Origin of the sequence: Baekduia sp. (assembly GCF_035996765.1) — a bacterium.
Taxonomy (GTDB): Bacteria; Actinomycetota; Thermoleophilia; order Solirubrobacterales; family Solirubrobacteraceae; genus Baekduia.
Genome location: NZ_DASYJG010000082.1, coordinates 42,480 through 64,394, shown reverse-complemented (window position 1 = coordinate 64,394; position 21,915 = coordinate 42,480). Strand labels below are relative to the sequence as shown.

The 21,915-nt window shown below is 70.6% G+C and carries 19 protein-coding genes; 6 read left to right on the top strand and 13 right to left on the bottom strand.

Annotated elements, in window-relative coordinates; all coding sequences use genetic code 11:
* Nucleotides 1-1,086, bottom strand: a 1,086-nt coding sequence (sufB, locus tag VGO10_RS18165; RefSeq protein ID WP_327471016.1) for a Fe-S cluster assembly protein SufB, incomplete at its 3' end; no start/stop codon positions are given.
* 206 nt (nt 1,087-1,292) lie between these two features.
* Here sufB and VGO10_RS18160 point away from each other — a divergent pair.
* Nucleotides 1,293-3,005 carry a S8 family peptidase gene (locus VGO10_RS18160; protein ID WP_327471014.1) on the top strand — a complete coding sequence of 571 codons (1,713 nt, stop codon included), beginning with the start codon at nt 1,293-1,295 and terminating at the stop codon, nt 3,003-3,005.
* A gap of 56 nt (nt 3,006-3,061) precedes the next feature.
* Here VGO10_RS18160 and VGO10_RS18155 read toward each other — a convergent pair whose 3' ends face one another.
* The gene (locus VGO10_RS18155) at nt 3,062-3,379 is read right to left on the bottom strand and encodes a non-heme iron oxygenase ferredoxin subunit (RefSeq protein ID WP_327471012.1); all 318 of its coding nucleotides are present in this window, start codon (nt 3,377-3,379) and stop codon (nt 3,062-3,064) included.
* A gap of 85 nt (nt 3,380-3,464) precedes the next feature.
* Between VGO10_RS18155 and VGO10_RS18150 the strand changes: the two genes are divergently transcribed.
* A complete protein-coding gene (locus VGO10_RS18150; protein ID WP_327471010.1) occupies nt 3,465-3,851 on the top strand; it encodes a hypothetical protein in 387 nt (128 codons plus the stop codon).
* 24 nt (nt 3,852-3,875) lie between these two features.
* On the top strand, nt 3,876-5,738 hold the full coding sequence (typA, locus tag VGO10_RS18145; RefSeq protein ID WP_327471008.1) for a translational GTPase TypA: 1,863 nt from the start codon (nt 3,876-3,878) through the stop codon (nt 5,736-5,738).
* An 82-nt stretch (nt 5,739-5,820) separates the two neighbouring features.
* Here typA and VGO10_RS18140 read toward each other — a convergent pair whose 3' ends face one another.
* From VGO10_RS18140 to VGO10_RS18115, 6 genes are all read right to left on the bottom strand, one after another.
* Entirely contained in the window at nt 5,821-9,468 is a 3,648-nt protein-coding gene (locus VGO10_RS18140; protein WP_327471006.1) for a hypothetical protein, read from the bottom strand.
* A gap of 64 nt (nt 9,469-9,532) precedes the next feature.
* Complete coding sequence (locus VGO10_RS18135; RefSeq protein WP_327471004.1) at nt 9,533-9,961, bottom strand: iron-sulfur cluster assembly scaffold protein; 429 nt, start codon at nt 9,959-9,961, stop codon at nt 9,533-9,535.
* A gap of 2 nt (nt 9,962-9,963) precedes the next feature.
* The gene (locus tag VGO10_RS18130) at nt 9,964-11,175 is read right to left on the bottom strand and encodes a SufS family cysteine desulfurase (RefSeq protein ID WP_327471002.1); all 1,212 of its coding nucleotides are present in this window, start codon (nt 11,173-11,175) and stop codon (nt 9,964-9,966) included.
* A gap of 10 nt (nt 11,176-11,185) precedes the next feature.
* Nucleotides 11,186-11,956, bottom strand: a complete 771-nt coding sequence (sufC, locus tag VGO10_RS18125; protein ID WP_327471000.1) for a Fe-S cluster assembly ATPase SufC — start codon at nt 11,954-11,956, stop codon at nt 11,186-11,188.
* A gap of 19 nt (nt 11,957-11,975) precedes the next feature.
* A complete protein-coding gene (locus VGO10_RS18120; RefSeq protein WP_327470998.1) occupies nt 11,976-12,485 on the bottom strand; it encodes an Rrf2 family transcriptional regulator in 510 nt (169 codons plus the stop codon).
* A gap of 43 nt (nt 12,486-12,528) precedes the next feature.
* Nucleotides 12,529-13,155: a LysE family translocator gene (locus tag VGO10_RS18115; protein ID WP_327470996.1), complete on the bottom strand. Its 627-nt coding sequence runs from the start codon at nt 13,153-13,155 to the stop codon at nt 12,529-12,531.
* A gap of 73 nt (nt 13,156-13,228) precedes the next feature.
* Between VGO10_RS18115 and VGO10_RS18110 the strand changes: the two genes are divergently transcribed.
* Both VGO10_RS18110 and VGO10_RS18105 read left to right on the top strand, forming a co-directional pair.
* Nucleotides 13,229-14,068, top strand: a complete 840-nt coding sequence (locus VGO10_RS18110; protein WP_327470994.1) for a hypothetical protein — start codon at nt 13,229-13,231, stop codon at nt 14,066-14,068.
* A gap of 12 nt (nt 14,069-14,080) precedes the next feature.
* Nucleotides 14,081-14,260, top strand: a complete 180-nt coding sequence (locus VGO10_RS18105) for a hypothetical protein (protein WP_327470992.1) — start codon at nt 14,081-14,083, stop codon at nt 14,258-14,260.
* A gap of 6 nt (nt 14,261-14,266) precedes the next feature.
* Here the strand turns inward: VGO10_RS18105 and VGO10_RS18100 are convergent, their stop codons facing one another.
* The 3 genes from VGO10_RS18100 to VGO10_RS18090 are packed head-to-tail and all read right to left on the bottom strand — an operon-like array spanning nt 14,267 to nt 16,927.
* Nucleotides 14,267-15,448 (bottom strand): NAD(P)/FAD-dependent oxidoreductase, encoded by a 1,182-nt coding sequence (locus VGO10_RS18100; RefSeq protein WP_327470989.1) that lies wholly within the window; start codon nt 15,446-15,448, stop codon nt 14,267-14,269.
* A gap of 19 nt (nt 15,449-15,467) precedes the next feature.
* Nucleotides 15,468-15,983, bottom strand: a complete 516-nt coding sequence (locus VGO10_RS18095) for a cysteine dioxygenase family protein (RefSeq protein WP_327470987.1) — start codon at nt 15,981-15,983, stop codon at nt 15,468-15,470.
* Entirely contained in the window at nt 15,980-16,927 is a 948-nt protein-coding gene (locus tag VGO10_RS18090; RefSeq protein ID WP_327470985.1) for a hypothetical protein, read from the bottom strand. The genes VGO10_RS18095 and VGO10_RS18090 overlap by 4 nt, the downstream gene beginning before the upstream one ends.
* A gap of 116 nt (nt 16,928-17,043) precedes the next feature.
* On the opposite strand from VGO10_RS18090, the gene VGO10_RS18085 reads away from it, so the two are divergent.
* Nucleotides 17,044-18,546 (top strand): serine protease, encoded by a 1,503-nt coding sequence (locus VGO10_RS18085; protein WP_327470983.1) that lies wholly within the window; start codon nt 17,044-17,046, stop codon nt 18,544-18,546.
* On the opposite strand, the gene VGO10_RS18080 is transcribed toward VGO10_RS18085, so the two are convergent.
* On the bottom strand, nt 18,527-19,741 hold the full coding sequence (locus VGO10_RS18080) for a glycosyltransferase family 4 protein (protein ID WP_327470981.1): 1,215 nt from the start codon (nt 19,739-19,741) through the stop codon (nt 18,527-18,529). The two genes, VGO10_RS18085 and VGO10_RS18080, sit on opposite strands and share 20 nt — an antisense overlap.
* Nucleotides 19,742-19,819: 78 nt before the next feature.
* A complete protein-coding gene (gene treY, locus VGO10_RS18075; RefSeq protein WP_327470979.1) occupies nt 19,820-21,901 on the bottom strand; it encodes a malto-oligosyltrehalose synthase in 2,082 nt (693 codons plus the stop codon).
* Nucleotides 21,902-21,915 lie beyond the last annotated feature (14 nt).

Below are 21,915 nucleotides of genomic sequence, written 5' to 3'. Positions count from 1 at the left end.
CTTGGCGAAGATGTTGCTCGTCGTGTTCGGCGCGGCGTGGATGATCTTGGCGCCCGCGTCCTGGTGCTGGCCCTCGCCGGCGAAGGCGATCGACAGGACCTCGCCGTGGGCGCGCTCGCCCATCAGGTAGACGGCCGGGTACTTCATCGTGAGCTTGGAGCCGAGGTTGCAGTCGACCCACTCGACGGTCGCGTCGGTCTCGGCGATCGCGCGCTTGGTGACCAGGTTGTAGACGTTGTTCGACCAGTTCTGGACGGTCGTGTAGCGGATCCGGGCACCGGGCTTGGCGATCAGCTCGACCACCGCGGAGTGCAGCGAGTCACCGCTGTACGTCGGGGCGGTGCAGCCCTCGACGTAGTGCACGTAGCTGCCCTCGTCGGCGATGATGATCGTCCGCTCGAACTGGCCCATGTTCTCCGTGTTGATGCGGAAGTAGGCCTGTAGCGGCATCTCGACGTGCACGCCCGGCGGGACGTAGACGAACGAGCCGCCCGACCAGACCGAGCTGTTCAGCGCGGCGAGCTTGTTGTCGTTGGGCGGGATGATCGTGGCGAAGTACTCGCGGACCAGGTCCTCGTGCTCGCGCAGCGCCGAGTCCATGTCCATGAAGATGACGCCCTGCTCCTCCAGGTCCTCGCGGACCTGGTGGTAGACGACCTCGGACTCGTACTGGGCGCCGACGCCGGAGAGGAACTTGCGCTCAGCCTCCGGGATGCCCAGGCGGTCGAACGTGCGCTTGACGTCGTCGGGCACGTCGTCCCAGGAGCGGCTGGGCCGCTCCGTCGAGCGGACGAAGTAGTGGATGTCGTCGTAGTCGACGTCGGCCAACATCGGCGAGCCCCACGTGGGCTGGGGCCGATCGAGGAAATGCTGCAGCGCCTTGAGACGGAACTCGAGCATCCAGGCCGGCTCGCTCTTCATCCGCGAGATCGTCTCGACAACCTCGCGGTTGATCCCCTTGGGCGCCTTGTAGAGGTAGTTGTCCTCCTCGTGGAACCCGTAGCGCTCCGTGTAATCGTCGCCGAGGTTGCGCAGCGACGCCTCTTCGGGCGTCAAGATCTTCGTGGACTCAGGTGTGGCGGCCATCAGCTAATCCCTACTCTCGCAATCGGTATTGCCAGTCTAGCGAGGCCGGTGGCGAAACCTTCGTCTCCTCGGCAGGCCGCGAACACGACCCAGCCACCGTCCGCTACGCGAAACCGCGTACTGCGCAAGGCGCTAATGCCCAGACCATTGGGTGGTCTTTGGATGGAAGGCCTCACCGACCATCGCGGGTCCTTAGGGTGGCCAACATGCGCCTAGCTGCCTCATCCTTCGCCATCCTTGCCCTTGCCGGGTCCGGGTTCGCCGCGACCGCCTCGGCGAACCCGCTGGCCCCTTCATCCGCACCGTCGGTCTTCGGCCCGACGACGACGCCACCGCCGCACGAAACCGCGCCGGACCTGTCGTCGCCCACCGTCATGGTCAAGGCGTCGTCGGAGGACGCCGCGCAGGCCATCGCCGCCCGTCATCACCTCACGGTCAGCCGCGGCTTCCCGTGGATCGGCTGGTACGAGCTCGAGACCCCGCCCGGGACGACCGATCCAACCGCTGCACGCAACGACCTGCGGTCCGACCCCGACGTCCAACAGACCGACAGCGTCGCGTCCGGCGAGACGATCGAGCCGCAGTTCACACCGCACGATCCGGCCTGGGACCCCGCCGCGACGCTGCAGACCGGTGAGCAAGCCGAGTGGGGGCTGGCCAAGGCCAACTTCCCGTCCGCCTGGGACGCCTCGGAGGGCGCCAACGCCACGATCGGGATCATCGACAGCGAGTTCGATATCAGCCACCCCGACCTGCAGGCCAAGGTCCGCAGCCCGTACAACGAATCCAGCGGCACGGCCCAGTACCACACCGGCAACGTCTTGGCCAACAGCCCCGGCGAGCTCCACGGCACGCACGTGGCGGGCATCGCTGCGGCGGTGGCCGACAACGGCGTCGGTGTCACAGGCGCCGGGTTCGACGCGACGTTCATCCCGGTCAAGATCACCACGAGCTTCAACCCCGGCAACGGCAACCCGGTCGACTCCAACTTCGTCGCCGACCTCACCGAGGCGCTCGGCTACATCGCCACCCAGCCGATCTCGGTGGTGACGATGTCGCTGGGCGGCACGCGGCCCCACCAGCCGCTGGCCGACGCGATCGCCGCGGTCCGCGCCCGTGGCATCCCGGTGATCGCCGCCGCAGGCAACTTCCAGCAGACCGACCCCAACTCGCTGATCTACCCGGCCTCCTACCCAGGGGTCATTGCCGTGGGCAACACCCAGGCCGACGACACCATCGCGCCGAGCTCGTCCAACGGCAGCTGGGTCGACGTCTCGGCGCCGGGGACGAACATCTTCTCGACCTGGGACGCGCGCGACCCGCAACTGTCGCTCAACGGCAGCACCGGTAACTACAACGTCGAGACCGGGACGTCGATGGCGGCCCCGATGGTGGCCGGCCTCGTCGCCCTGATGAAGTCGGCTCGTCCGGACCTCACGCCCGACGAGGTCGAGACCATCCTGAAGGGCACGGCCCGCGACCTGGGCAGCACCGGCCCCGACCCGCAGTTCGGCGCCGGCCGCATCGACGCCTCGGCCGCGGTCCGCGCCGCGATGTCCTACGTGCGACCCGTGCCCCCGGCTCCCGCTCCGGCCCCGGCGCCCGCCCCGGCCCCGCCGCGCGACACGGTCGCCCCGAAGGTGACGATCAAGGGCCTCGTGACCCTCGCCGGGCGTAGCGTCACCGTGCGCTTCACCTGCGCGGAGGCCTGCTCGGGCAAGGTGCGCCTGCGGACCACCAAGCGCAAGCTGCTGGTCAGCAAGTCCTTCAAGTCGGCAGCGGCCGGCAAGTCGGTGACCGTGCACCTGAAGACCAAGAAGAAGCTCAAGAACCGCTCGACGATCATCGTCGAGATCGCGGCGCGCGACGCCGCCGGCAACCTCGCGACCAAGGCCGAGCGCCGCAAGCTGCGCAAGTAGCCGGCCGGTCGGACCCGCGCGTTCCGCCCGCCGGCGGGACGCGCGGCGCAGCCGGCCTACTCGACGTCGATCCTGACGATCCCGTCCTCGACGCGCACGGGGAACGTCTCGACCGGCTCGTAGGCCGGAAGCGTCAACGGCTTGCCGTCGCGCAGATCGAACAGCGAGCCGTGGCGTGGGCACTCGATCGTGCACTCGGCCTGGCGCAGCTCGCCCTCGGCCAGCGGGCCGTCGTCGTGGGAGCAGCGGTCCTCGATCGCAAAGAGCGTGCCGGCGCAGTTGACGACGGCGATCTCGAGGTCCTCCCACTCCACGACGCGCATGGCGCCGGGCGGGAGCTCGGTGATCGGGCAGATGTCGATGGTCTCAGGCACGCAACTCGAATCCGGCGTTCGCGGCTGGCACTGTACGACGTCGGCTGCGCCCTCGACGTCCGGCCCCGCAGGCAGACTCGCCCGCGTGCACCACCCCATCCTCCGCGTGCTCCGCGGCGTGCGGATGACCGCCACCGCCAAGACCGACGCGCATGCCGAGCTGCGCAGCCGGATCAGCGGCGTGATCCTCTTCACGATCGTCCTCGACCTGCTCTGCGGCACCGTGGCCTGGGCCCTGGAAGCGCACCGCGGCGAGATCACGACGTTCGGCGACGCGCTGTTCTGGACGACGACCCAGATGCTCACGGTCTCCTCCCAGTTCCCGAACCCGCTGAGCACCGGCGGCAAGCTCCTCGACGTCTTCCTGGAGCTCTACGCGCTGGTCGTCGTGACGTCGGTCGCGGGCGCCTTCGCCTCGTTCTTTCACCGCCGCTCGCGCGAGCACGCGCAGGCGGGCGGGTCTTCTTCCTGACGACCCCCTAGCCTCTTGCGGCGCATGCCCGCCGTTAACCCAACCTTCTCCGCGACCCGCGACGATCTCCGCAACGTCGCCATCATCGCCCACGTCGACCATGGCAAGACGACGCTCGTCGACGCCATGCTGCGCCAGTCGGGCGCCTTCCGGGAGGGCGCGGCGCTCACCGACCGGGTCATGGACTCCATGGACCAGGAGCGCGAGCGCGGCATCACGATCCTCGCCAAGAACACCGCGGTCCAGTACGGCGAGACCAAGTTGAACATCATCGACACGCCCGGCCACGCCGACTTCGGTGGCGAGGTGGAGCGCGGGCTGACGATGGTCGATGGCGTCCTGCTGCTCGTGGATGCGAGCGAGGGCCCGCTGCCCCAGACGCGCTTCGTGCTGCGCAAGGCGCTGGAGAGCCGGCTGCCGGTCGTGCTCGTCATCAACAAGATCGACCGTCCGGACGCGCGCATCGACGAGGTCGTCCACGAGGTCGAGGAGCTCTTCCTGGACCTCGACGCCGCCGAGGACCAGCTCGAGTTCCCGATCGTCTTCACCAACGCCAAGGCCGGCACGGCGTCGATGGACCAGACGGTGCCGGGCGAGTCGCTCAAGCCACTGCTCGACCTGCTGGTCGAGACCGTCCCGCCGCCGTCCTATGACCCCGAGCATCCCGCCCAGGCGCTGGTCACCAACCTCGACGCCGACCCCTATCTCGGCCGCCTCGGCGTCTGCCGCGTGCGCCAGGGCACGATCCGCAAGGGCGACATCGGCTGGTGTCGCGCCGACGGCGAGACCGTGACGCGCGGCAAGATCACCGAGCTGTTCGTCACCGACGGCCTGCATCGCGTGCCGGTCGAAGAGGCCGGCCCGGGCGAGATCTGCGCGGTCGCCGGCCTTCCGGAGATCACGATCGGCGAGACGCTGGCCGACGTCAACGACCCGCGGCCGCTGCCCGTCCTGCACGTCGACGACCCGTCGATCGGCGTCACGATCGCCACCTCGACCTCGCCGTTTGCGGGCAAGGACGGCAACAAGCTGACCGCCCGCCAGATCCAGGCGCGCCTCGACCAGGAGCTGATCGGCAACGTGTCGATCCGCGTCGAGAACACCGATCGTCCGGATGCCTGGGAGGTTCAGGGCCGCGGCGAGCTGCAGCTCGCCGTGCTCGTCGAGACCATGCGCCGCGAGGGCTTCGAGCTGCTCGTCGGCCAGCCGCGCGTCGTCACGCGTGAGATCGACGGCACGGTCCACGAGCCGATGGAGCGCATGACCATCGACGTGCCCGAGGACTACGTCGGCGTCGTAACGCAAATGCTCGCCCTTCGTAAAGGTCGTCTGGAGCAAATGAGCAACCACGGGACCGGCTGGGTGCGCATGGACTACCGCGTCCCGGCGCGCGGGCTGATCGGCTTCCGCACCGAGTTCCTCACCGAGACGCGCGGCACGGGCATCGCCCACAGCGTCTCTGACGGCATGGAGCCGTGGCACGGCGAGCTGCGCACGCGGCCCACCGGCGCGCTGGTCTCCGACCGCCAGGGCTCGGTCACCTCCTACTCCTGCTTCCAGATGCAGGACCGCGGCTCGCTCTTCGTCTCCCCCGGCGACCAGGTCTACGCCGGCATGGTCATCGGCGAGAACTCCCGCAACGACGACCTCGACGTCAACATCGTCCGCGAGAAGCACCTGACCAACGTGCGCTCGGCGACCGCCGACGAGCTCGAGCGCCTGGTGCCGGCCCGCAACCTGTCGCTCGACCAGGCGATGGAGTGGCTGCGCGAGGACGAGTGCGTCGAGGTCACCCCGAAGGCCGTCCGGATCCGCAAGTGGCAGCTGGACCCCAACGAGCGCACCAAGGCCGCACGTCGCGCCAAGGCGGGCGCGGCGCCGAAGTAGGCGAAGACTCGCCCTGGGGGCGAGCTTCGCGGCGGGTGCTCGCCTGGGGGCGAGACCCGCAACCGCTAAACGCAGCGGTCGCTCAGCCCGCGACCCAGACGCCGGAGCGCGCAGCGGCCTTGCGGGCCTTGCCCCGGCTGACCGCGCGCGCCTGCGGCCCGGCCACGCCCGCCGCATCGATGCCGCGCACCGTGACGGTCGCCGTCGTCGTCTTGGCGACCGCCGCGATCGTCGTCTGCGGCTTCTTGAGCAGCAGGAGCAGGACGCGCCCGTCGGTCAGCTTGGCGCGCAGCTCGTAGCGCTTGGCGCGCGGGTCGCGGTGCCAGCGGACGGTGAGCTTGGTGCCCGCGCGCTTGACGGTCACCCGCGGCTTGACGGGCCGGACCCGGGCCGGCGCGACGTAGCGCGCGACGGTCAGGTTGGCGCGCGGCATGCCGTTCTGCGTGACGGTCGCGACGATCTTGCGCGTCCCGCCCTCACCGGTCGTCGGCGTGAACGCGATCGTCCCCTGCGCGGCGCGCGTCGGCTTGCCGATCTGCGCGGCCGTGCCCTTGCCGACCTCGGCGAACGCGACCTGCTGGCCGGGCTGCGGCGTGATCTTGTAGGACAACACGCGCTTGGCGCCCTTGCCGCGCCGGACGCTCGCCGACACCTGCGGCTTCGGCAGTCCCTCGGCCTGGCGAACGCTGACGATCGGCGTCGAGTCGGCCTCGGGCACGATCTTCCAGACGCCCGGCTTGGGCGCCTTGACCGCGAACCACGTCAGCCGCTGGGCGACCGCCTGGAACGCGAACGCCTTGCCATCGTTGACCGGCGCGTTGGCCTGCGGCTCGACGCGCGTGCCGTCGGGGCCGACGAGCGCCACGTGCGGCGGCCCGTCCTGGCCGATGACGCCCACGACGCCCGCGGGCAGGCCGGCCTTGAACGTCACCGATCGCTCGCCGCCGGCCTGCGCGGCCGACGCGGTCGCGCGATAGCCGCTGACCGAGCAGCCGGTCGGCATCACGTCGATCCGGCCCAGCAGGACGATCGGGTTGACCAGGCCGGCCAGGAGGTCGTTGCCCCAGGTGATGCCGGCGCCGATGTCGATGATCGGCGTGCGCGCGCACGCGGCGAAGCCCTTGGACGACACGAGGATGTCGCCGCCGATGCAGACCCCGATGCAGACGTCGGCGTTGCCCTCCAGGTTGAACGCGCCCTTGTAGAACCAGCCGTCGATCGACCCCTCCACGTTGACCGGACCGAACCCGGCCTTGACGCTACCGCCCGCGCTGATGTGCCCATCGGTGACGAACTGCACGTAGGCCTTGGCCAGCGGAACGCCGAGGACGCTGCCGACGCCGTCGCCGCGGATCGTCACCGGCTTGTCGTCGGGCAACGTCACCTTCACGTCGCCGTCGACCTTGACGAAGCGCTCCGAGCCCTCCTCCTTGAGCGGCGGCCCGGCGCCGAGCGTCACGCCGCCGCTGAAGGTCAGCGGCGAGAACGCCACGCCGCCGCGGATCGCGGTGAGATACGCCACCGAGAACGGGTCGAGCGGGTAGCCGGGCGCGGGCGGGACGAACTCGCCGCTGAGGTGCTCGATCGTCCCGTCGCGGATGCCGAGCGAGGCGGACAGGCTCATGCCCGGCGGGATGTTCAGCTTCAGGGAGCCCGACCAGAGGTTCGCGTCGGCGTCGTAGCCAAGCGCGGCGTCGGCGAGCTCGAGCGGGCCGAGCTTGGCAGTGGAGAAGCCGAAGTGCAGCTCGCGGACATGGAGGCCGGCGATGTTGTCGGCGCGCATGACGAGCGCGGCGCTGACACCGCCCAGGACGTCGGGCAGCCCGATGCTGGCGTGGACCTCGACCGCGCCGCGGACGAGCTGGACGTCGGCGTCGCCGACCAGCTTGAAGCCGAAGACCTTGGACCCCAGCTTGCCGACGTCGAGGTCGCCGAGCGGGAAGACGTTGCCCTTCGGGATCGTCCAGTCGATCGCGCCGTGAAACAGCTTGGTCGCGCCGATCGAGATGTCGACGGGCCCGGTCGACGTCACCTTCAGCTTGGTGGGGTCGAAGCGAATCTCGGCGCCCGCGAGGCTCAGGCCGTTGACCTTCACTCCCCCCTTGGCGATGAAGACGCCCTTGTCCTGCGTGAGGCAGGCGTCGGCGACGACGTCGAGCGCAGCGAGCTGCAGGACGCGGCAGCGCTTGTCCTCGGGGTTGGTGGGCGCGGGAGGCGGTGCGGGCGTGCCGGTCGCCGGGGGCGTGCCCGTGTCGCCACCGCCGCCGCTCGGCGGCGGGGTACCACCACCGCCGCCGCCGCCGCCGCCACCGCCACCGCCCGTCGTCGGCGGCGTCGTGCCGGGCAGCACGACCCCGCCGAAGGCGTAGCCGTAGGGCTGGGTCGGCTGACCGACCATGCCGTCGAAGCCCTGCGTGCCGGTGGTCTCCGACAGCCAGGGGTCGCCGTAGCCGCCGGAGCCGAAGCTGCCCGCACCGCCGCCGAGGTCGTGCTCGAGGTGGCTCTCGCTCGAGGGCAGCAGCACGTTCTTGCTCCAGCCGATGCCGTCGTCGGAGGTCATGTACTGCACGTGGTCGCGCCCGCCGTTGAGGCCCGCCATCCAGCGCGCGAAGTGCAGGCGGCCGTTGGCCTGATCCTCGACGAGGCTCGCCGTGGCGAACGGGTCGTCCCCGTAGAACTCGGCGTCGCGGCCGCCCTCGACCGAGTAGTCCACGTCCGGGATCCGGTGCGGGGCGCCGAGCGTCGTGCCGGTGATCTGCCGCAGCCACCAGGTCGGCGGGTCGCGATCGTCGGCGAGGTTCACCACGCGGTACATCAGGAACGTCCCGAGCGGGCCGGTCACGAGCTGCGGCCGGTTGGCGCCGGTCTCGCTCGGCCCGGTCATCGCATGCCAGTTCGCGCCGTCGTTGATCGCCGTGAGCGGCGCGCCGGGCATGTCGAACGTGCGCAGCTGGATGTGGTGATCGGGGTCATCCCAGGCGGCGATGAACGAGCCGGGGCCGCGCTGGATGACCGACGGGTGGTCGCCGCCGCCATTGCGGTTGCGGGTGTCGGTCGGGTCGGTGAGTTGCGCACGGACCGAGGTGTAGGTGACGCCCTCGGCGCTCAGCGTCGCGCCCTGGACGAAGACCCCGCCGTACTGCGCCGGATCGCTGAACGCGTAGTCCTGCGACGTGATCGTGACGATGCGCCGGTCGGAGAGGTCCAGGATCGAGTCGGTGTCGACGCGCCGGTAGCCGGTGTCGTCACCCGACTTCATCGTGGTGCGCAGCGCCAGCTTGACCGGCGCCGCGAACGTGTCGCCGCCGTCGGTCGACTGGTAGACGACAAGGTCGTCGTTGCCGTAGGGGTAGACGAAGTCGCACAGCGCGTGGGTCACGAGGATCACGTCGCCGAACTGCGAGATCAGGACCTTGGGCCGGTCGACTGGCCGGGGGCCCGAGCCGTAGCTGCTGTCGGTCTCGTTGCGGTAGCAGCCGGCCGGGAGCGTGAACGTGCGGTTGTCCTTGCACGTGTCGGTTCCGGGCGCGATGCGGCAGTACTCGATCTCGTCGTTCTGACCGCCTTCGGGTGGCACGAACCCGTAGACGAGGTGGGTCGTCCCGTCGCGGTCGGTGGCCGACGACGGGCCGTAGCCCGTGGCGATCGTCGGGTTGGCGAGGGCGGAGGCCGGCAACAGCAGACCCATGAGGCCGGCGGCAACCGCCAGTGCGACGACGAGACGGGACACCAGGGGACCGTACGCCGTCAGGGGTTCACGCGGACCTCCCCATTGGTCCTGGATCTCGGCGCTTTCAAAGGCGGTTCGGGTCCGCCGGCGCCGCGGCCTGCGGCGTCTCGGGCTCCCAGTCGACCTCGTGGCCGAGGCCGGCGGACTTCAGGACCTTCAGCGACAGCAGCGCGCACTTCATGCGGGTGGCGGAGATGTCGATGCCGAGGAGGTCGAGGACGAACGAGCGGTCGAGGCGCAGGAGCTCGTCGACGGGCATGCCGACAATCTCGTCAGAGGCCATCGAGGCGCTGGCCTGGGAGATCGCGCAGCCGTGGCCCTCGAACTTGATCTCGGCGACCTTGTTGTCGTCGCCGACCTTCAGCATCACCTTGAGCTGGTCGCCGCAGAGCGGGTTGTGGTCCTCGGCCTCGAGATCCGGCGCATCCATCGGACCCCAGTTGTGGGGTCGCTTGTAGTGCTGGAGGATCTCCTCGCGGTACAGATCATCCATGGCTAGGCGAAGATCCTCCGGACTTCCGCCAGGCCATCGACGAGCGCGTCGATCTCCTCGCGGGCGGTGTGCACGGCAAACGAGGCGCGCGTCGTCGCCGACTCGCCCAAGTGCTGCATGAGCGGCTGGGCGCAGTGGTGGCCGGCCCGGACGCAGACGCCGCGGCGGCCGAGGATCTCGGACACGTCGTGCGGGTGGACGCCCTTCAGGGCAAAGGAGATCAGCGCGCCGCGGCGCTCGACATCGAGCGGGCCGTGCAGCGTGACGTCCTCCTCGGCGCCAAGGCGCTCCAGCGCGTAGGCGGTCAGGTCGACCTCGTGGGCGCGCACGTTCTCCATGCCCAGCTCGGCGAGCCAGTCGACCGCGGCACCAAGGCCGATAACTTCGGCGATCGCCGACGTCCCCGCCTCGAAGCGCGCCGGCGGCGCGGCCCAGCGGACCTCGTCAAACGACACGCTGGAGATCATGTGACCGCCGCCGATCAGCGGCTCGGTGTCGAGCAGCAGGTCGTGGCGGCCGTGCAGGACGCCGACGCCGGTCGGCCCGTAAGCCTTGTGGCCGGTCCACGCGTAGAAGTCGGCATCCAGCGCGCCGAGGTCGACGGGCATCTGCGGCACAGCCTGTGAGCCGTCGACGACCGTCACGACACCCGCGGCGCGCGCACGGCGCACGATCTCGGCGATCGGGTTGATCGTCCCGACGACGTTGGAGACGTGCGCCACGGCCAGCACCTTGGCGCCCGGCAGCAGCCCGTCGAGGACGTCGAGATCGAGCACGCCCTCGTCGTCGACCGGCACCTCGACCAGCTCGGCGCCGGTCTCCTTGGCCAACATCCACCACGGCACGAAGTTGGAGTGGTGCTCCATCCGCGTGACGAGGATGCGGTCGCCGGGCCCGACGTGGCGGCGGCCCCAGCCGTGGGCGACGACGTTCAGCGCCTCGGACGCGTTGCGCGTGAAGACCGTGTCGCGCGCAGCCCAGTTGACGAACGCGGCGATGCGCGTGCGCGCGCCCTCGAAGAGGTCGGTCGCCTCGGAGGCCAGCGGGTAGGTGCCGCGGTGCACCGACGCGCGGTGGTGGCGGTAGTAGTCGTCCATCGCCGCCAGCACGACGTCCGGCGTCTGCGACGTCGCGGCGCTGTCGAGGTAGGCGACGCCGTCACGCTGGAGCGTGGGGAACTGCGCGCGGACGTCGAGCTGGGCGGTGGCGGCCATGATGCTGTCCTTAGGCGCCGACGCCCGCCGCTTCCTTGATGTTGGCGTAGCCCTCGGACTCGAGCTGCTCGACGAGCTCCGGGCCGCCCTCCTTGATGATCTGGCCGTCGAACATGATCGAGACCCGTGTCGGCTCCACCAGGTGCAGGATGCGCTGGTAGTGGGTGATGATCAGGACGCCCATGTCCGAGCCCTTGGCGATCGTGTTGACACCATGGGCGACGACGTTGAGCGCGTCGATGTCCAGACCGGAGTCGGTCTCGTCGAGGACGGCGAGCTTCGGCTGCTGAAGCGCGAGCTGGAGCACCTCGAGGCGCTTCTTCTCGCCGCCGGAGAAGCCGTCGTTGAGGTAGCGGGAGACGAACTCGCGTGGGACGTTGGTCAGCTCCATCGCCGCCTCGACCGTCTTGCGGAAGTCCTTGAGCGAGATCTCCTTCTCGCCGCGCGCCTCGCGGTGGGCGTTGAGGACCATCCGCAAGTACTTGGTGATCGTCACGCCGGGGATGGCGACCGGGTACTGGAAGGCCATGAACAAGCCGGCGCGTGCGCGCTCGTCGGGATCGGCCTCGGTGATGTCCTGCCCCTGGAAGATGATCTGGCCCTCGGTGACCTCGAGGCCCGGGTGGCCCATGATCGCGTTGGCCAGGGTGGACTTGCCCGAGCCGTTGGGGCCCATCAGCGCGTGGATCTCGCCCTTGTTGACGGTGAGGTCCAGGCCCTTGAGGATCTGCTTCTCACCGGCCTGGACATGAAGGTTGCGGATCTCGAGTTCAGCGGCCATGTACGTGTCTTTCTGCGTCTCAAGCCACCGCGGCCGTGCTGTCGGCCGCGACGGGGGTGGGATTCGGGATGGTGCGGTTGGAGAAGGCGACGAGCTCGGCGAGCGTCGTCTGTGCCAGCGCCCGGACGACGCCGCCCTGGACACGGGTCCAGAGCAGCTTGGTCGCGCAGCCGTGGCCGCTGTCGGCCTCGTGGTTGCAGACGACCCGACCGTGGGAAGACTGACCGTCCTCGGCGATGAAGCAGGTCATCGGCGCGACGCCGCCTTCGAGGGCGAGGACGACCTCGTCCATCTGGATGTCGGCGGGCTGGCGCGTCAGGCGGTAACCGCCGTGCGCGCCGCGCGTGGCCTCGACGAGGCCGGCCTTCTTGAGGAGGGCGACGATCCGCTCGAGGTAGGCGAGCGGCAGGGCCTCGGCCTCGGCGATCGCCTTGAGCGAGACTGGAGTGGGAACCCCCGAGGCGTCGTGCTGGCGACCCAGCTCGACGAGGAGCCGCACGCCGTACTCCGCCTTGGTCGTGAAGATCATCGGTCCTAATCCTACCGCGCAGGTAGGAGTAACCGAACGCGGGCTACTGGGCGTCGCGCGCGGCACGCACGCCGAGCGCGCCGGAGAAGAGCAGCAGGCCCAGGCCCGAGCCGATGTCGACGGCCTTGAGCAGCCGGTCGCCGACGCGGGCGCGGATCGCGGTCAGACCGAGCGACAGCACGGTGAACCACGTCAGCGTCCCGCAGCCGACGCCCAGGCAGAGCAGGAGCGTCTCGCCCGTGCCGTCGACCGCGCTGGCCGTAGAAGCGGCCGCGAAGACCGCCGCCCAGGAGAGGATCGTCGTCGGGTTCGACGCGGTCGCCGCCAGCGAGGTCAGAAACGCGCGCGCCGGGGTGGCGACCTCATCGTCGCTCTCGCCGCCGAGCCGCACGCGGAACGCCGACCACAGCGTGCGCAGCCCCAACAGCGCGAGCACCGCGGCGCCGACGAGGCCGAGCGTCAGCGCCAACGCGTCGATCTCCAACAAACGTCCTGCGCCGATCGCGCCCAGCAGCGCGTAGGTCGCGTCGATCACGGCCGCCCCGGCGCCGATCGCGATGCCCGTCCCGAGCGCTCCGCGCAGGACCGTGCGGATGCAGAGCAGGGAGATCGGGCCGATCGCCGCGGCGACCACGAACCCGAGGCCGAAGCCCAACGCGACGACGTGCATAGTCCGGATTCTCGCACGAGGCCACCGCCGCGCCACGCGCAGCGCCGACGCGTTCGGCAGACTCCTCGCCCGCATGTCGGTCCGTCGTCTGCTCGTGTCTCTGCTCGCTGCCCTCGCCGTCGGCGGGTTGGCTGCCGCCGGCGTCGGCCTCAGCCCGGCCGGCGGGCAGGTGGCCGGGACCGAGGAGGTGCCCGACATCAACCCCTGCCACGACCCCAACCTGGCGTTGAAGTGTCCGGACCTGCGGATGGCGCCGCCGGCCGACCTGCGCGTCCAGAAGGCGGGCAAGGTGCTGCGGCTGCTGGCCACCAACCACATCGTCAACGTCGGCGCCGGCGCGCTGGAGCTGCGCGCCGAGCACACCAACAAGGCGACGCGCAACGGCTACCGCTTCGCGACGGCCTACCAGGTGGTCCGCAACCGGCGGGGCGCGCCGGTCTACTTCCCCGAGGCCGGCTCCGTCTACTGGAAGGCCATCCCCGGCCAGGGGCACTACTGGAAGTACTGGCGGGCGGCGCGCTTCGAGCTCTGGACGCTGCACGCCGACGGCTCGCGCGCGCGCATGATCCGCACGGGCCCGAAGCTCTCCTACTGCTTCCGCGATCTCAGGCGCGTGCGCACCTTCGCGCGCTCCCCCAGACACCGGGTCTTCCCGGCGTGCAGTCAGAGCTTCGGCCGCAAGGAGCTGCGTCTCGGCGTCTCCCCCGGCTGGGCCGACATCTACCCCTCGACCTACCACGAGAACTGGATCAGCATCACCGGGTTGAAGGGCTGCTTTGCCTTCGTGCACCGCGCCGATCCGCTCGACGACATCGTCGAAGGGCGCGAGGACGACAACATCGGTCAGCGGACGATCCAGCTGCCGCCGCGCCACGGTCGCGTCGCGCCGCGCCACTGCCCCGGCCCACGGTAGGATTCCGCGCGCATGTCGCTCGTCATCGCCCTCAGCGCCTTCAAGGCCACCTTCGGCCTCGTCATCGTCTTCTTCGTCATCTTCCCGCTGCTCCTGCACGGGCTCATCGGCTTCGCGCTCGCGCAGTCGGCCGGTGAGCACCAGGACAACCTCGATCATCTCGAGGGCGGCGAGGACACCAAGACGCTCTAGCCGCGGCTAGGCCAGTGTCCCGCCGGAGGCGATGAGCGCCTTGGCGCGCTCGATGTCGCCGTGGCCGCCGGCGCTGAGCATCGCCGCGACCTTGCCGTCGGCGAGATACCAGACCGTGAACGTGCCGCTGGGCATGTCGCCCTCGACGACCTCCTCGTCCCACGCAAGCGCCGGGCCGACGTACTCAAACGAGGCCCAGTCGGCGAGGTCGCTGAAGAAGTAGGGCACGTCGGTGTGCTCGGCCTCGGCGCCGAGCATGTTGCGCGCGACCGTGCGGCCTTGCGACGCGGCGTGCTCCTCATGCTCGACGCGGATCACCGCGCCACCGTGCGAAGGGCTGTCGTACTCCGCGATGTCGCCGGCCACGTAGAGCCCGTCAGCGCCGTGGGCGCGCAGCCGCGCGTCGGCCCGTACGCCGCCGCGCTCGCCGATCTCCAGCCCGGCCTTGCGCGCGAGCATGACGTCGGGCGTGACGCCGACGCCGGCGACGACCAGCTCGGCGTCGAGTGCGCGCCCGCCGGCCAGGACGACGCGCGCGACGCGCTCGCCCTCTCCTTCGAAGCGCTCAACCTCGACGTTGCCGACGATCTGAACCCCGTGGCCCGCGAGCACGCCGCGCACCCACTGGCCAACCTGCACGCCGAACGCGCGCTCCATCGGCTCTTCTTCCAGCAGGACGACCGTGACCCGCTTGCCGAGCCTCGTCAGCGTCGCCGCGCTCTCGCAGCCGATGTAGGAGCCGCCGACGCAGACGACGTTCTCCACCGTCTCGGCGTCCTCGATCAGCGAGTCGGCGTTGCCGAGCGCGCGCAGGTAGTGGATGCCGTCGAGGTGGACGCCGTCGATCTGCAGCCGGCGGACCATCGCGCCGGTGGCCAGCAGCGCGGTGCCGTACTCGACGGTCTCCTTGGTCGACAGCGTGACGGTCTTCGCCGCCGGGTCGAGCGCCATGACGGAGGTGCGGGTCAGCACCTCGACGTCGTCGGACAGCTCGATCAAGGTGTCGTCCTTGGTCTCGCTGCCGCCAAGATAGCCCTTCGTGATCGGCGGCCGGTGATACGGCGGGTCGAGCTCGCGCGCGACGAGCAGGATCGAGCCCTTGGCATCGGCATCGCGCAACTCCTGGGCGCAGGTCGCGGAGGCGATGCCGCCACCGATCAGGAGGTGATCCACGAAGCGATCGGCCATGCGACCGATCCTAGTCGCGTCAGACCGTCGGCACGGCCTCCTCCTGCACCACGCCCAGCTCCTGGTCGGCGCTGATCGACCGCCGCGCCAACCGCCCGTCGGCCAGCACCTCGTAAGAGCCCATCCGGCGCAGCGGCGGCGAGTAGAGGTGCAGCGTCACCGCCGCGTCGTCGCCGATGTGCAAGACGCGGTGGATGTCGGTGGCATCGAAGGAGAAGACGCCGCCTTCAGTGACCTCGCGAACCGCAGGCGCGCCGCCGAGCGTCAGCGTCTCCTCGCGGACCTGGCCGGCGACGACGCCGACCGCGCCGTGGGACTGATCGTGGTCATGGAAGCCGGTGTCGTTGCCGTCGCTCCAGCAGATCAGCCATGCCTCGACGTGATCGTCGAGCGCGAGCTGGTGGTAGGTGCGGGCGCCCGAGGGGTCGTGGAAGACATGCTGCTCCCACTCCTCGCGACGGTGCAGCAGGTCGACGGCGGCGAGCTCAAGCTCAGCTCGGGACAGGTCGCGGTCGGTGTGGGGACGGCGGATCATGCGCTTCTCCCGTGCAGCAAACGGTGGACGTTGGTGGTGGCCATGGTGGCCGCGGCCCGCTCACCGAGCGGGGGCGTCAGCGGTGGATCGACGACGGGCCGATCAGAGCCCGTCACCAGCTGGTCGAGACCGACGACCCCGGCCATCGCGCCGATCGCGCGAGGACCGTAGGACGACGTGTCGTAGAAGATGTTGGGGTTGTTGACGGCATCGCCCGGGCCGCCACGCAACACCAGCCGCTCGGCGTGCAGCGGAGCGAGGCCGGCGAGCATCGCGAAGCAGACGCGCAGGGTCGGGTGCGCGTCGACACCCCAACCGAGATAGGCATGCCAAGCGCGGTGCATGTCACCGACGTAGGTCGTGAGGGCCGGCCACCACGGCGCGCCGGCATCCTCGCGCGGAGCGGTCACCGGGCCAATCGGCCCCGGGTGCACCAACAGCGGCGCGCCTCGCAGCGCAAGCGCCGCGAGCACCGGACCCGCCGCCTCGATCGCAGCCGGCGAGGCCAGCGCGGCGGCCGGCAGCGAGACGCCGACGGCACCGCGTGCCAGCAGCGCATCGACGTCGTCGGGCAGCGCGCCGTGGACCGGCAGCGCGCCCCACACGCCGAACGCGTCACCGGCGGCGAAGACGCCCTCGTGCCAGGCATCGAGCAGCGGTCGGGCCTCGTCCTCAGCCAAGGCCTCGATCCCCAGCGGGGTCGACATGCACAGCAGCGCCCGCTCCAGCCCGGTCGCGCGCAGGTCCGCGGCGCGGACAAGTGGGTCGTGGGTGGCCGGACCGAACGGGCTGTCGGGCTCGCCCGGTACCCGGATGATCCAACCGCGCCCATCGCGGCGGACGGCAGGTGCATCGCTGCGCCGAGCCAGCGCGGCGACAAAGCCCTCCGGCCAGAGATGCTGGTGGACGTCGGTCGCGACCATGGTGCCCGGGTGATCGGCCATCGTCATCGATTCTACACAAAGTCAGTCGGCTTTCCTCGATTTATGGCCAGACGTTCCCGTCAACAACCTGGAACCAGCGCTCAAGTTCCCCACCAATCGTGCCGTTGTAAAGGCTTATGCGCCGTGTTCTCGCGCCGATCGTCGTACTGCTCTCGCTCGCGACGGCCAGCCCCGCGATGGCATCGCCCGTCTCTAACAGCGTCGTGGGCGGCTCGCCCCGCGTCGTCGGCGGCTCCCCGGCGACCAGCACCGACGCGCCGTGGCAGGCCCTCGTCCTGCCCAACGGCTATCTCTGCGGCGGCGCGATCCTCGACGCCACGCACATCGTCACCGCCGCCCACTGCGTGTACGACGACGAGAACCAGGAGATCATCGCCCCGTCGACGGTCACCGTCCACGCCGGGATCACCAGCCGCTTCACGACCGGCCAGCACCCGACGGTCACCGCGGTCAGCGTCGACCCCGACTACGACCCCGACATGCAGACCAGCGATGTCGCGATCCTGACGCTCGCCACACCGTTCAGCTTCAACGCGAACGTCCAGGCCATTGCGCTCACCGATGTCGGCTACCGACCCGGGACGAGCGACGGGCTGCGGCTCAGCGGCTGGGGCTCCGACGTCGCCCGCGCACCCGACGACACCACGACCGAGCCACATGCGGTCGACAACCTCAACGTGGCCACGCTGCACACGAGCAGCGGCTGTGCCACGGTCTACGCGCCGTTTGACGACAACTTGCTGCTGTGCGCCGGGCAGGCCGGTATCGACGCCTGCCAGGGCGACAGCGGCGGCCCGCTGGCTGTCCAGGTCGGCGGCGTCTGGAAGCTCGCAGGCATCGTCACCGGTGGCGCCGGCTGCGCGTGGACGGGCTACCCCGGGTACTACGCCCGCGTCGCCAACCCCAGCATCCACGCCTTTCTCGCCAATCTCGGTGCCGGCTATGACCTTCAGGATCCGGCGAACGTTAGCCCGCCGGCGATCACGGGCACCACGACGCCCGGCGGCACGCTCAGCTGCGATGTGGGCACATGGAAGAACGCCTACTCCTACGGCGTCGGCTTCATGATCGGCCACACCTTGGTGTCGTACGGCTCCACGATGAACGTGCTGCCGGCCCACGTCGGCGCGAGCATCACCTGCCTGGTCGAGGCCTATGGATTGACCGGCACCGCCGAGGCGTCCTCGGCCCCGGTCGCCATCAGCCCCGCACCGGCGCCACCACCGGCACCCGCCGTGACCACGCCGTCGCCCAACACGTCGGCGGTCCCGTCGCCCGACGCGGCCGCGCCGAAGGCCCACGTCGCCAAGCTCAGCTGCACGCGGTCGATCTGCACCCTGGTCGTCCGCGTCGACGACCCCGCGCCGAGCGCCGGCGTCAAGGGCGTCGACGCGCGCGTGACCACCGCCTACCGCACGAGCTGCGTCAAGCACCACAAGCGCCGGCGCTGCACCAAGGCCGTCGAGCACCGCCTGAAGACCGTCGCGATCGCCCCGGCCACCTACCGGATCGTGACGCCCCGGCTGCGCAAGGGCACCCAGACCTTCCGGCTGCTGGCCGTCGACCGCAGCGGCCACCGCCAGGCCAAGGCCACGACGGTCAAGAAGACGACGCGCTAGGGGCAGTGGCCCCCAGCAGCGACCGATACGCCGCGTGCGTCTGGCGCGCGACGTCGCTCCAGTCAAAGCGCAGCACGTGCTCTGAGGCCTCGGCGACGAGGCGATCGCGCAGCGCGTCATCGGTGAGCACGCGCTCGACCATCCGGCCGAGCGATCGCGGGTCCTTCGCGGTGAAGCGCAGGCCGACGCGCTCGTTGGGCACGACCTCACGCAGACCGCCGGTGTCGGCGACGATGCAGGGGCAGCCTGAGGCCATCGCCTCCAGCGCGACGAGGCCGAACGGCTCGTAGATCGACGGCACCACGGTCAGGTCGGCGATCCGGTAGAGCGAGTGCAGGACGTCGTCGCCGATCCACCCCATGAACGTGCCGTGATCGGTGAGGCCGAGGCGGCGCGCCTGGTCCTTGAGCTCCCACTCGTGGGTGCCCGAGCCGGCGACCAGGAAGCGCACGCCGCCGACGCGCGCAATCACGCCGTCGGGCCCGGCGAGCGCCTCCAGCGCATGCTGGAAGCCCTTCTCGTAGACGAGCCGGCCCACGAGCAGGACGAGCTTCTCGTCGGGCGCGGCGAACTGCGCACGGAGGCTGGCGAGATCCTGGACCGGCTGCAGGTCGTCGGGGTCGATGCCGTTGGGCGCGACGACGATGCGCTCCTCGTCGATCCCGAAGACGTCGGCGACGTGGCCGCGCATGTAGTGCGAGCAGACCAGCACCTGATCGGCGACGTGGACCATCCAGCGCTCGGTGCGGTGGATGTCTGACTGCGGCGGCTTGTGGACCCACCCCTGGTGGCGACCGTGCTCGGTGGCGTGGACGGTCGCGACGAACGGCGCGCCGATGCGGTCCGCCAGTCGCTTGGCGGCGACGGCGACCAGCCAGTCGTGGCCGTGGACGATGTCGAAGTCGTGCTCGGCGACGAGCTCGCGGCCGCGCTCCAGCAGGTCGTGGTTCATCCGGCCGACCCACTGCACGAACTCCGGCAGCGCGGTCGGATAGTGCGGCTCGCGCACGCGGTGGACGTGCACGCCGTGGCGGATCTCGTCCAGCGGGCCATGCTCGCCGGCGCGCGTGAGGACGTGGACCTCGACGTCTTCATCGGCGACCAGCGCCTCGCTCAGCTTGCGGACAGCGCGGGCCAACCCGCCTTCGACGATCGGCGGGTACTCCCACGACACGACCAACACGCGGAATGGCACCGCGCCGGATGGTATTGGCCAGGCGGCCAGGGCGCGACGCGGACGCAAATGTTGAGTTCAGATTGAGGGTCTGACCCCTTAATGTTGTGGAAGGCGTTCGAGGAGCGTGCGGCCGGTCGGGCCGAGGATGCCGGCGAGGGTCGCTCCGTCGGGGAGCTCGTACTCCTCGGCGGTGAGGACGTCGCGCCAGCGGCCGGTGGCGGTGGTGGGGAGCTGCCAGCCGGAGGTGCCGGTGGCTTTGTCGCGGGTGGTGACGGCGACCAGGATGTCGGTGCCGCGCAAGAACGCGACGATGTCGTCGCCGGCGGGGATCGGCGTGTAGTTGTTGGTGGCGAACGGCTCGGGCCGGCGACGGCGCAGGTCCAGCGCGGCGGCGACGAGGTGCAGCTTGACCGTGTCGGCCGTCGGCGGCGCGCCGTCGCGCAGCGCCGCGAGCGCCTCGCGGCGAGCGGCCCAATCGACCGGCCGGCGGTTGTCGGGATCGACCAGCGACAGCGCCCAGAGCTCGTCGCCCTGGTAGACGTCGGGCAGCCCCGGCACCGTCAGCTTCAGCAGCGTCTGGGCCAGCGCGACGCGCGCGCCGAGCTCGGCGACGCGGGCCGCGACGGTGTCGAAGCCGTAGCGGAAGGGGCCGTGGTCGAGCAGATCGACCGCAAAGCGCGTGACCGCCGCCTCGTGCTCCGTGTTGGGCGTGATCCAGTTCGAGGACCGCTTGGCCTCACGCAGCGCCTTGACGAGATAGGCCTCCAGCCGGTCGGCGTCGATCGGCCAGGCGCCCACGAGCGTCTGGTAGATCAGCAGCTCCTCGGCCGGCGTCGGTGCGCCGAGCTTTGCGTCACGCAGCGGCGCGTTGACCTCGAACCACGAGCGCACCGCGCCTGCCCATTCATCCGGGATCGCGGTCAGCGCGCAGAGCCGCGCGCGCACGTCGCCCGAGCGCTTGGTGTCGTGGGTCGACGACACCAACAGGTTGAGCGGCAATCGCTGCAGGTTGCTCGCGTGGAAGGTGTCGATGTCGATGCCGAACCGGCCCGGGTCTCCGCCGACCTCGTTGAGCGCCAGCAAGCGCACGTAGCGGTAGAAGGCCGTGTCCTCGACGCCCTTGGCCATCACCGGCGGCGTCGTCTGCTGGAAGCGCCGCACGAACTCCGCAGGCGCGCTCGCGTCGTCGAGCGTCAGCACGCGCCGGATCGCCGGCGGGAGCCCGTGGCGCTCGGCTTCGGCCAGCGCCTCGCGGTCGGCCGCCTCGACGCGGGCCGTGTCGGGCTCGATGTAGGTGCGGTAGATCGGCAGCGACGCGACCGCCGCCTCCAGCTCCGCAACCTCGGGCCACAGCCGCCGCAGCCGCTCGACCTCGGGCGTGAACGCCGTCATCGCCTGCTCGAGCTTGGCCTCGGCGGCCAGCTCGGCAAACGGTCGCGCGTCGCCCGTGAGCGACACGTACAACTCGGTCAGCACCGGCTCGGCCGCCGGGTCGACGAAGAGCGCCGCGACGTCGTTGGCGAACTCGTAGCCGACGGTGCCCGAGACCGGCCAGTCGGCGCGCAGCTCCTCGGCTGGGTGGGGGTGGGATGGCGTCAGGATCTTCTCGACCCAGACGTGCTCGGCGCCGCCGTCGCGCAGGCGCTGCAGGTACTGCAGCGGGTCGGTCAACCCGTCGGGATGGTCGACGCGCAGCCCGTCGATCACGCCGTCGGCGAGCAGCCGCAGGGCCAGCCCGCTGACGGCCGCGAAGACCTCCGGGTCCTCCATCCGCACGCCCGCCAGCTCGTCGATGTCGAAGAAGCGACGGTGGCGGCCGCTGACCGGATCGATGTCGAAGAACTTCTCGCGCAGCGCCGGGTCGGTCCAGAAGCGGTTGTGCTCGTCGGTCGCCATGTGGTTGGGGACGACGTCCAAGACAATGCCCATGCCATGGTCGTGCGCGGTCTCGGCCAGCGCGCGCAGCCCCTCCTCCCCACCGAGGTCCTCGCTGACGCGACCGGGGTCGATGACGTCGTAGCCGTGCGTCGAGCCCGGGCGGGCCTGAAACGACGGCGACAGGTAGATGTGCGACGCACCGAGTTCCGAGATGTAGGGGATGAGGTCGCGGGCGGCGGCGAAGTCGAGGTCGGTGCCGAGCTGCAGCCGGTAGGTCGCGCGGAAGGGCGCGCGAGACACGGCCCGCCCACCCA

Excerpts from the sequence above, each read along its gene's own strand:
- VGO10_RS18095 (WP_327470987.1), bottom strand. The coding sequence starts at position 15,983 with ATGATCCGCCGTCCCCACACCGACCGCGACCTGTCCCGAGCTGAGCTT.
- VGO10_RS18085 (WP_327470983.1), top strand. The coding sequence starts at position 17,044 with ATGCGCCGTGTTCTCGCGCCGATCGTCGTACTGCTCTCGCTCGCGACG.
- VGO10_RS18105 (WP_327470992.1), top strand. The coding sequence starts at position 14,081 with ATGTCGCTCGTCATCGCCCTCAGCGCCTTCAAGGCCACCTTCGGCCTC.
- VGO10_RS18120 (WP_327470998.1), bottom strand. The coding sequence starts at position 12,485 with ATGATCTTCACGACCAAGGCGGAGTACGGCGTGCGGCTCCTCGTCGAG.
- sufC (WP_327471000.1), bottom strand. The coding sequence starts at position 11,956 with ATGGCCGCTGAACTCGAGATCCGCAACCTTCATGTCCAGGCCGGTGAG.
- VGO10_RS18160 (WP_327471014.1), top strand. The coding sequence starts at position 1,293 with ATGCGCCTAGCTGCCTCATCCTTCGCCATCCTTGCCCTTGCCGGGTCC.
- VGO10_RS18110 (WP_327470994.1), top strand. The coding sequence starts at position 13,229 with ATGTCGGTCCGTCGTCTGCTCGTGTCTCTGCTCGCTGCCCTCGCCGTC.
- VGO10_RS18115 (WP_327470996.1), bottom strand. The coding sequence starts at position 13,155 with ATGCACGTCGTCGCGTTGGGCTTCGGCCTCGGGTTCGTGGTCGCCGCG.
- VGO10_RS18135 (WP_327471004.1), bottom strand. The coding sequence starts at position 9,961 with ATGGATGATCTGTACCGCGAGGAGATCCTCCAGCACTACAAGCGACCC.
- VGO10_RS18100 (WP_327470989.1), bottom strand. The coding sequence starts at position 15,448 with ATGGCCGATCGCTTCGTGGATCACCTCCTGATCGGTGGCGGCATCGCC.
- VGO10_RS18090 (WP_327470985.1), bottom strand. The coding sequence starts at position 16,927 with ATGGCCGATCACCCGGGCACCATGGTCGCGACCGACGTCCACCAGCAT.
- typA (WP_327471008.1), top strand. The coding sequence starts at position 3,876 with ATGCCCGCCGTTAACCCAACCTTCTCCGCGACCCGCGACGATCTCCGC.
- VGO10_RS18130 (WP_327471002.1), bottom strand. The coding sequence starts at position 11,175 with ATGGCCGCCACCGCCCAGCTCGACGTCCGCGCGCAGTTCCCCACGCTC.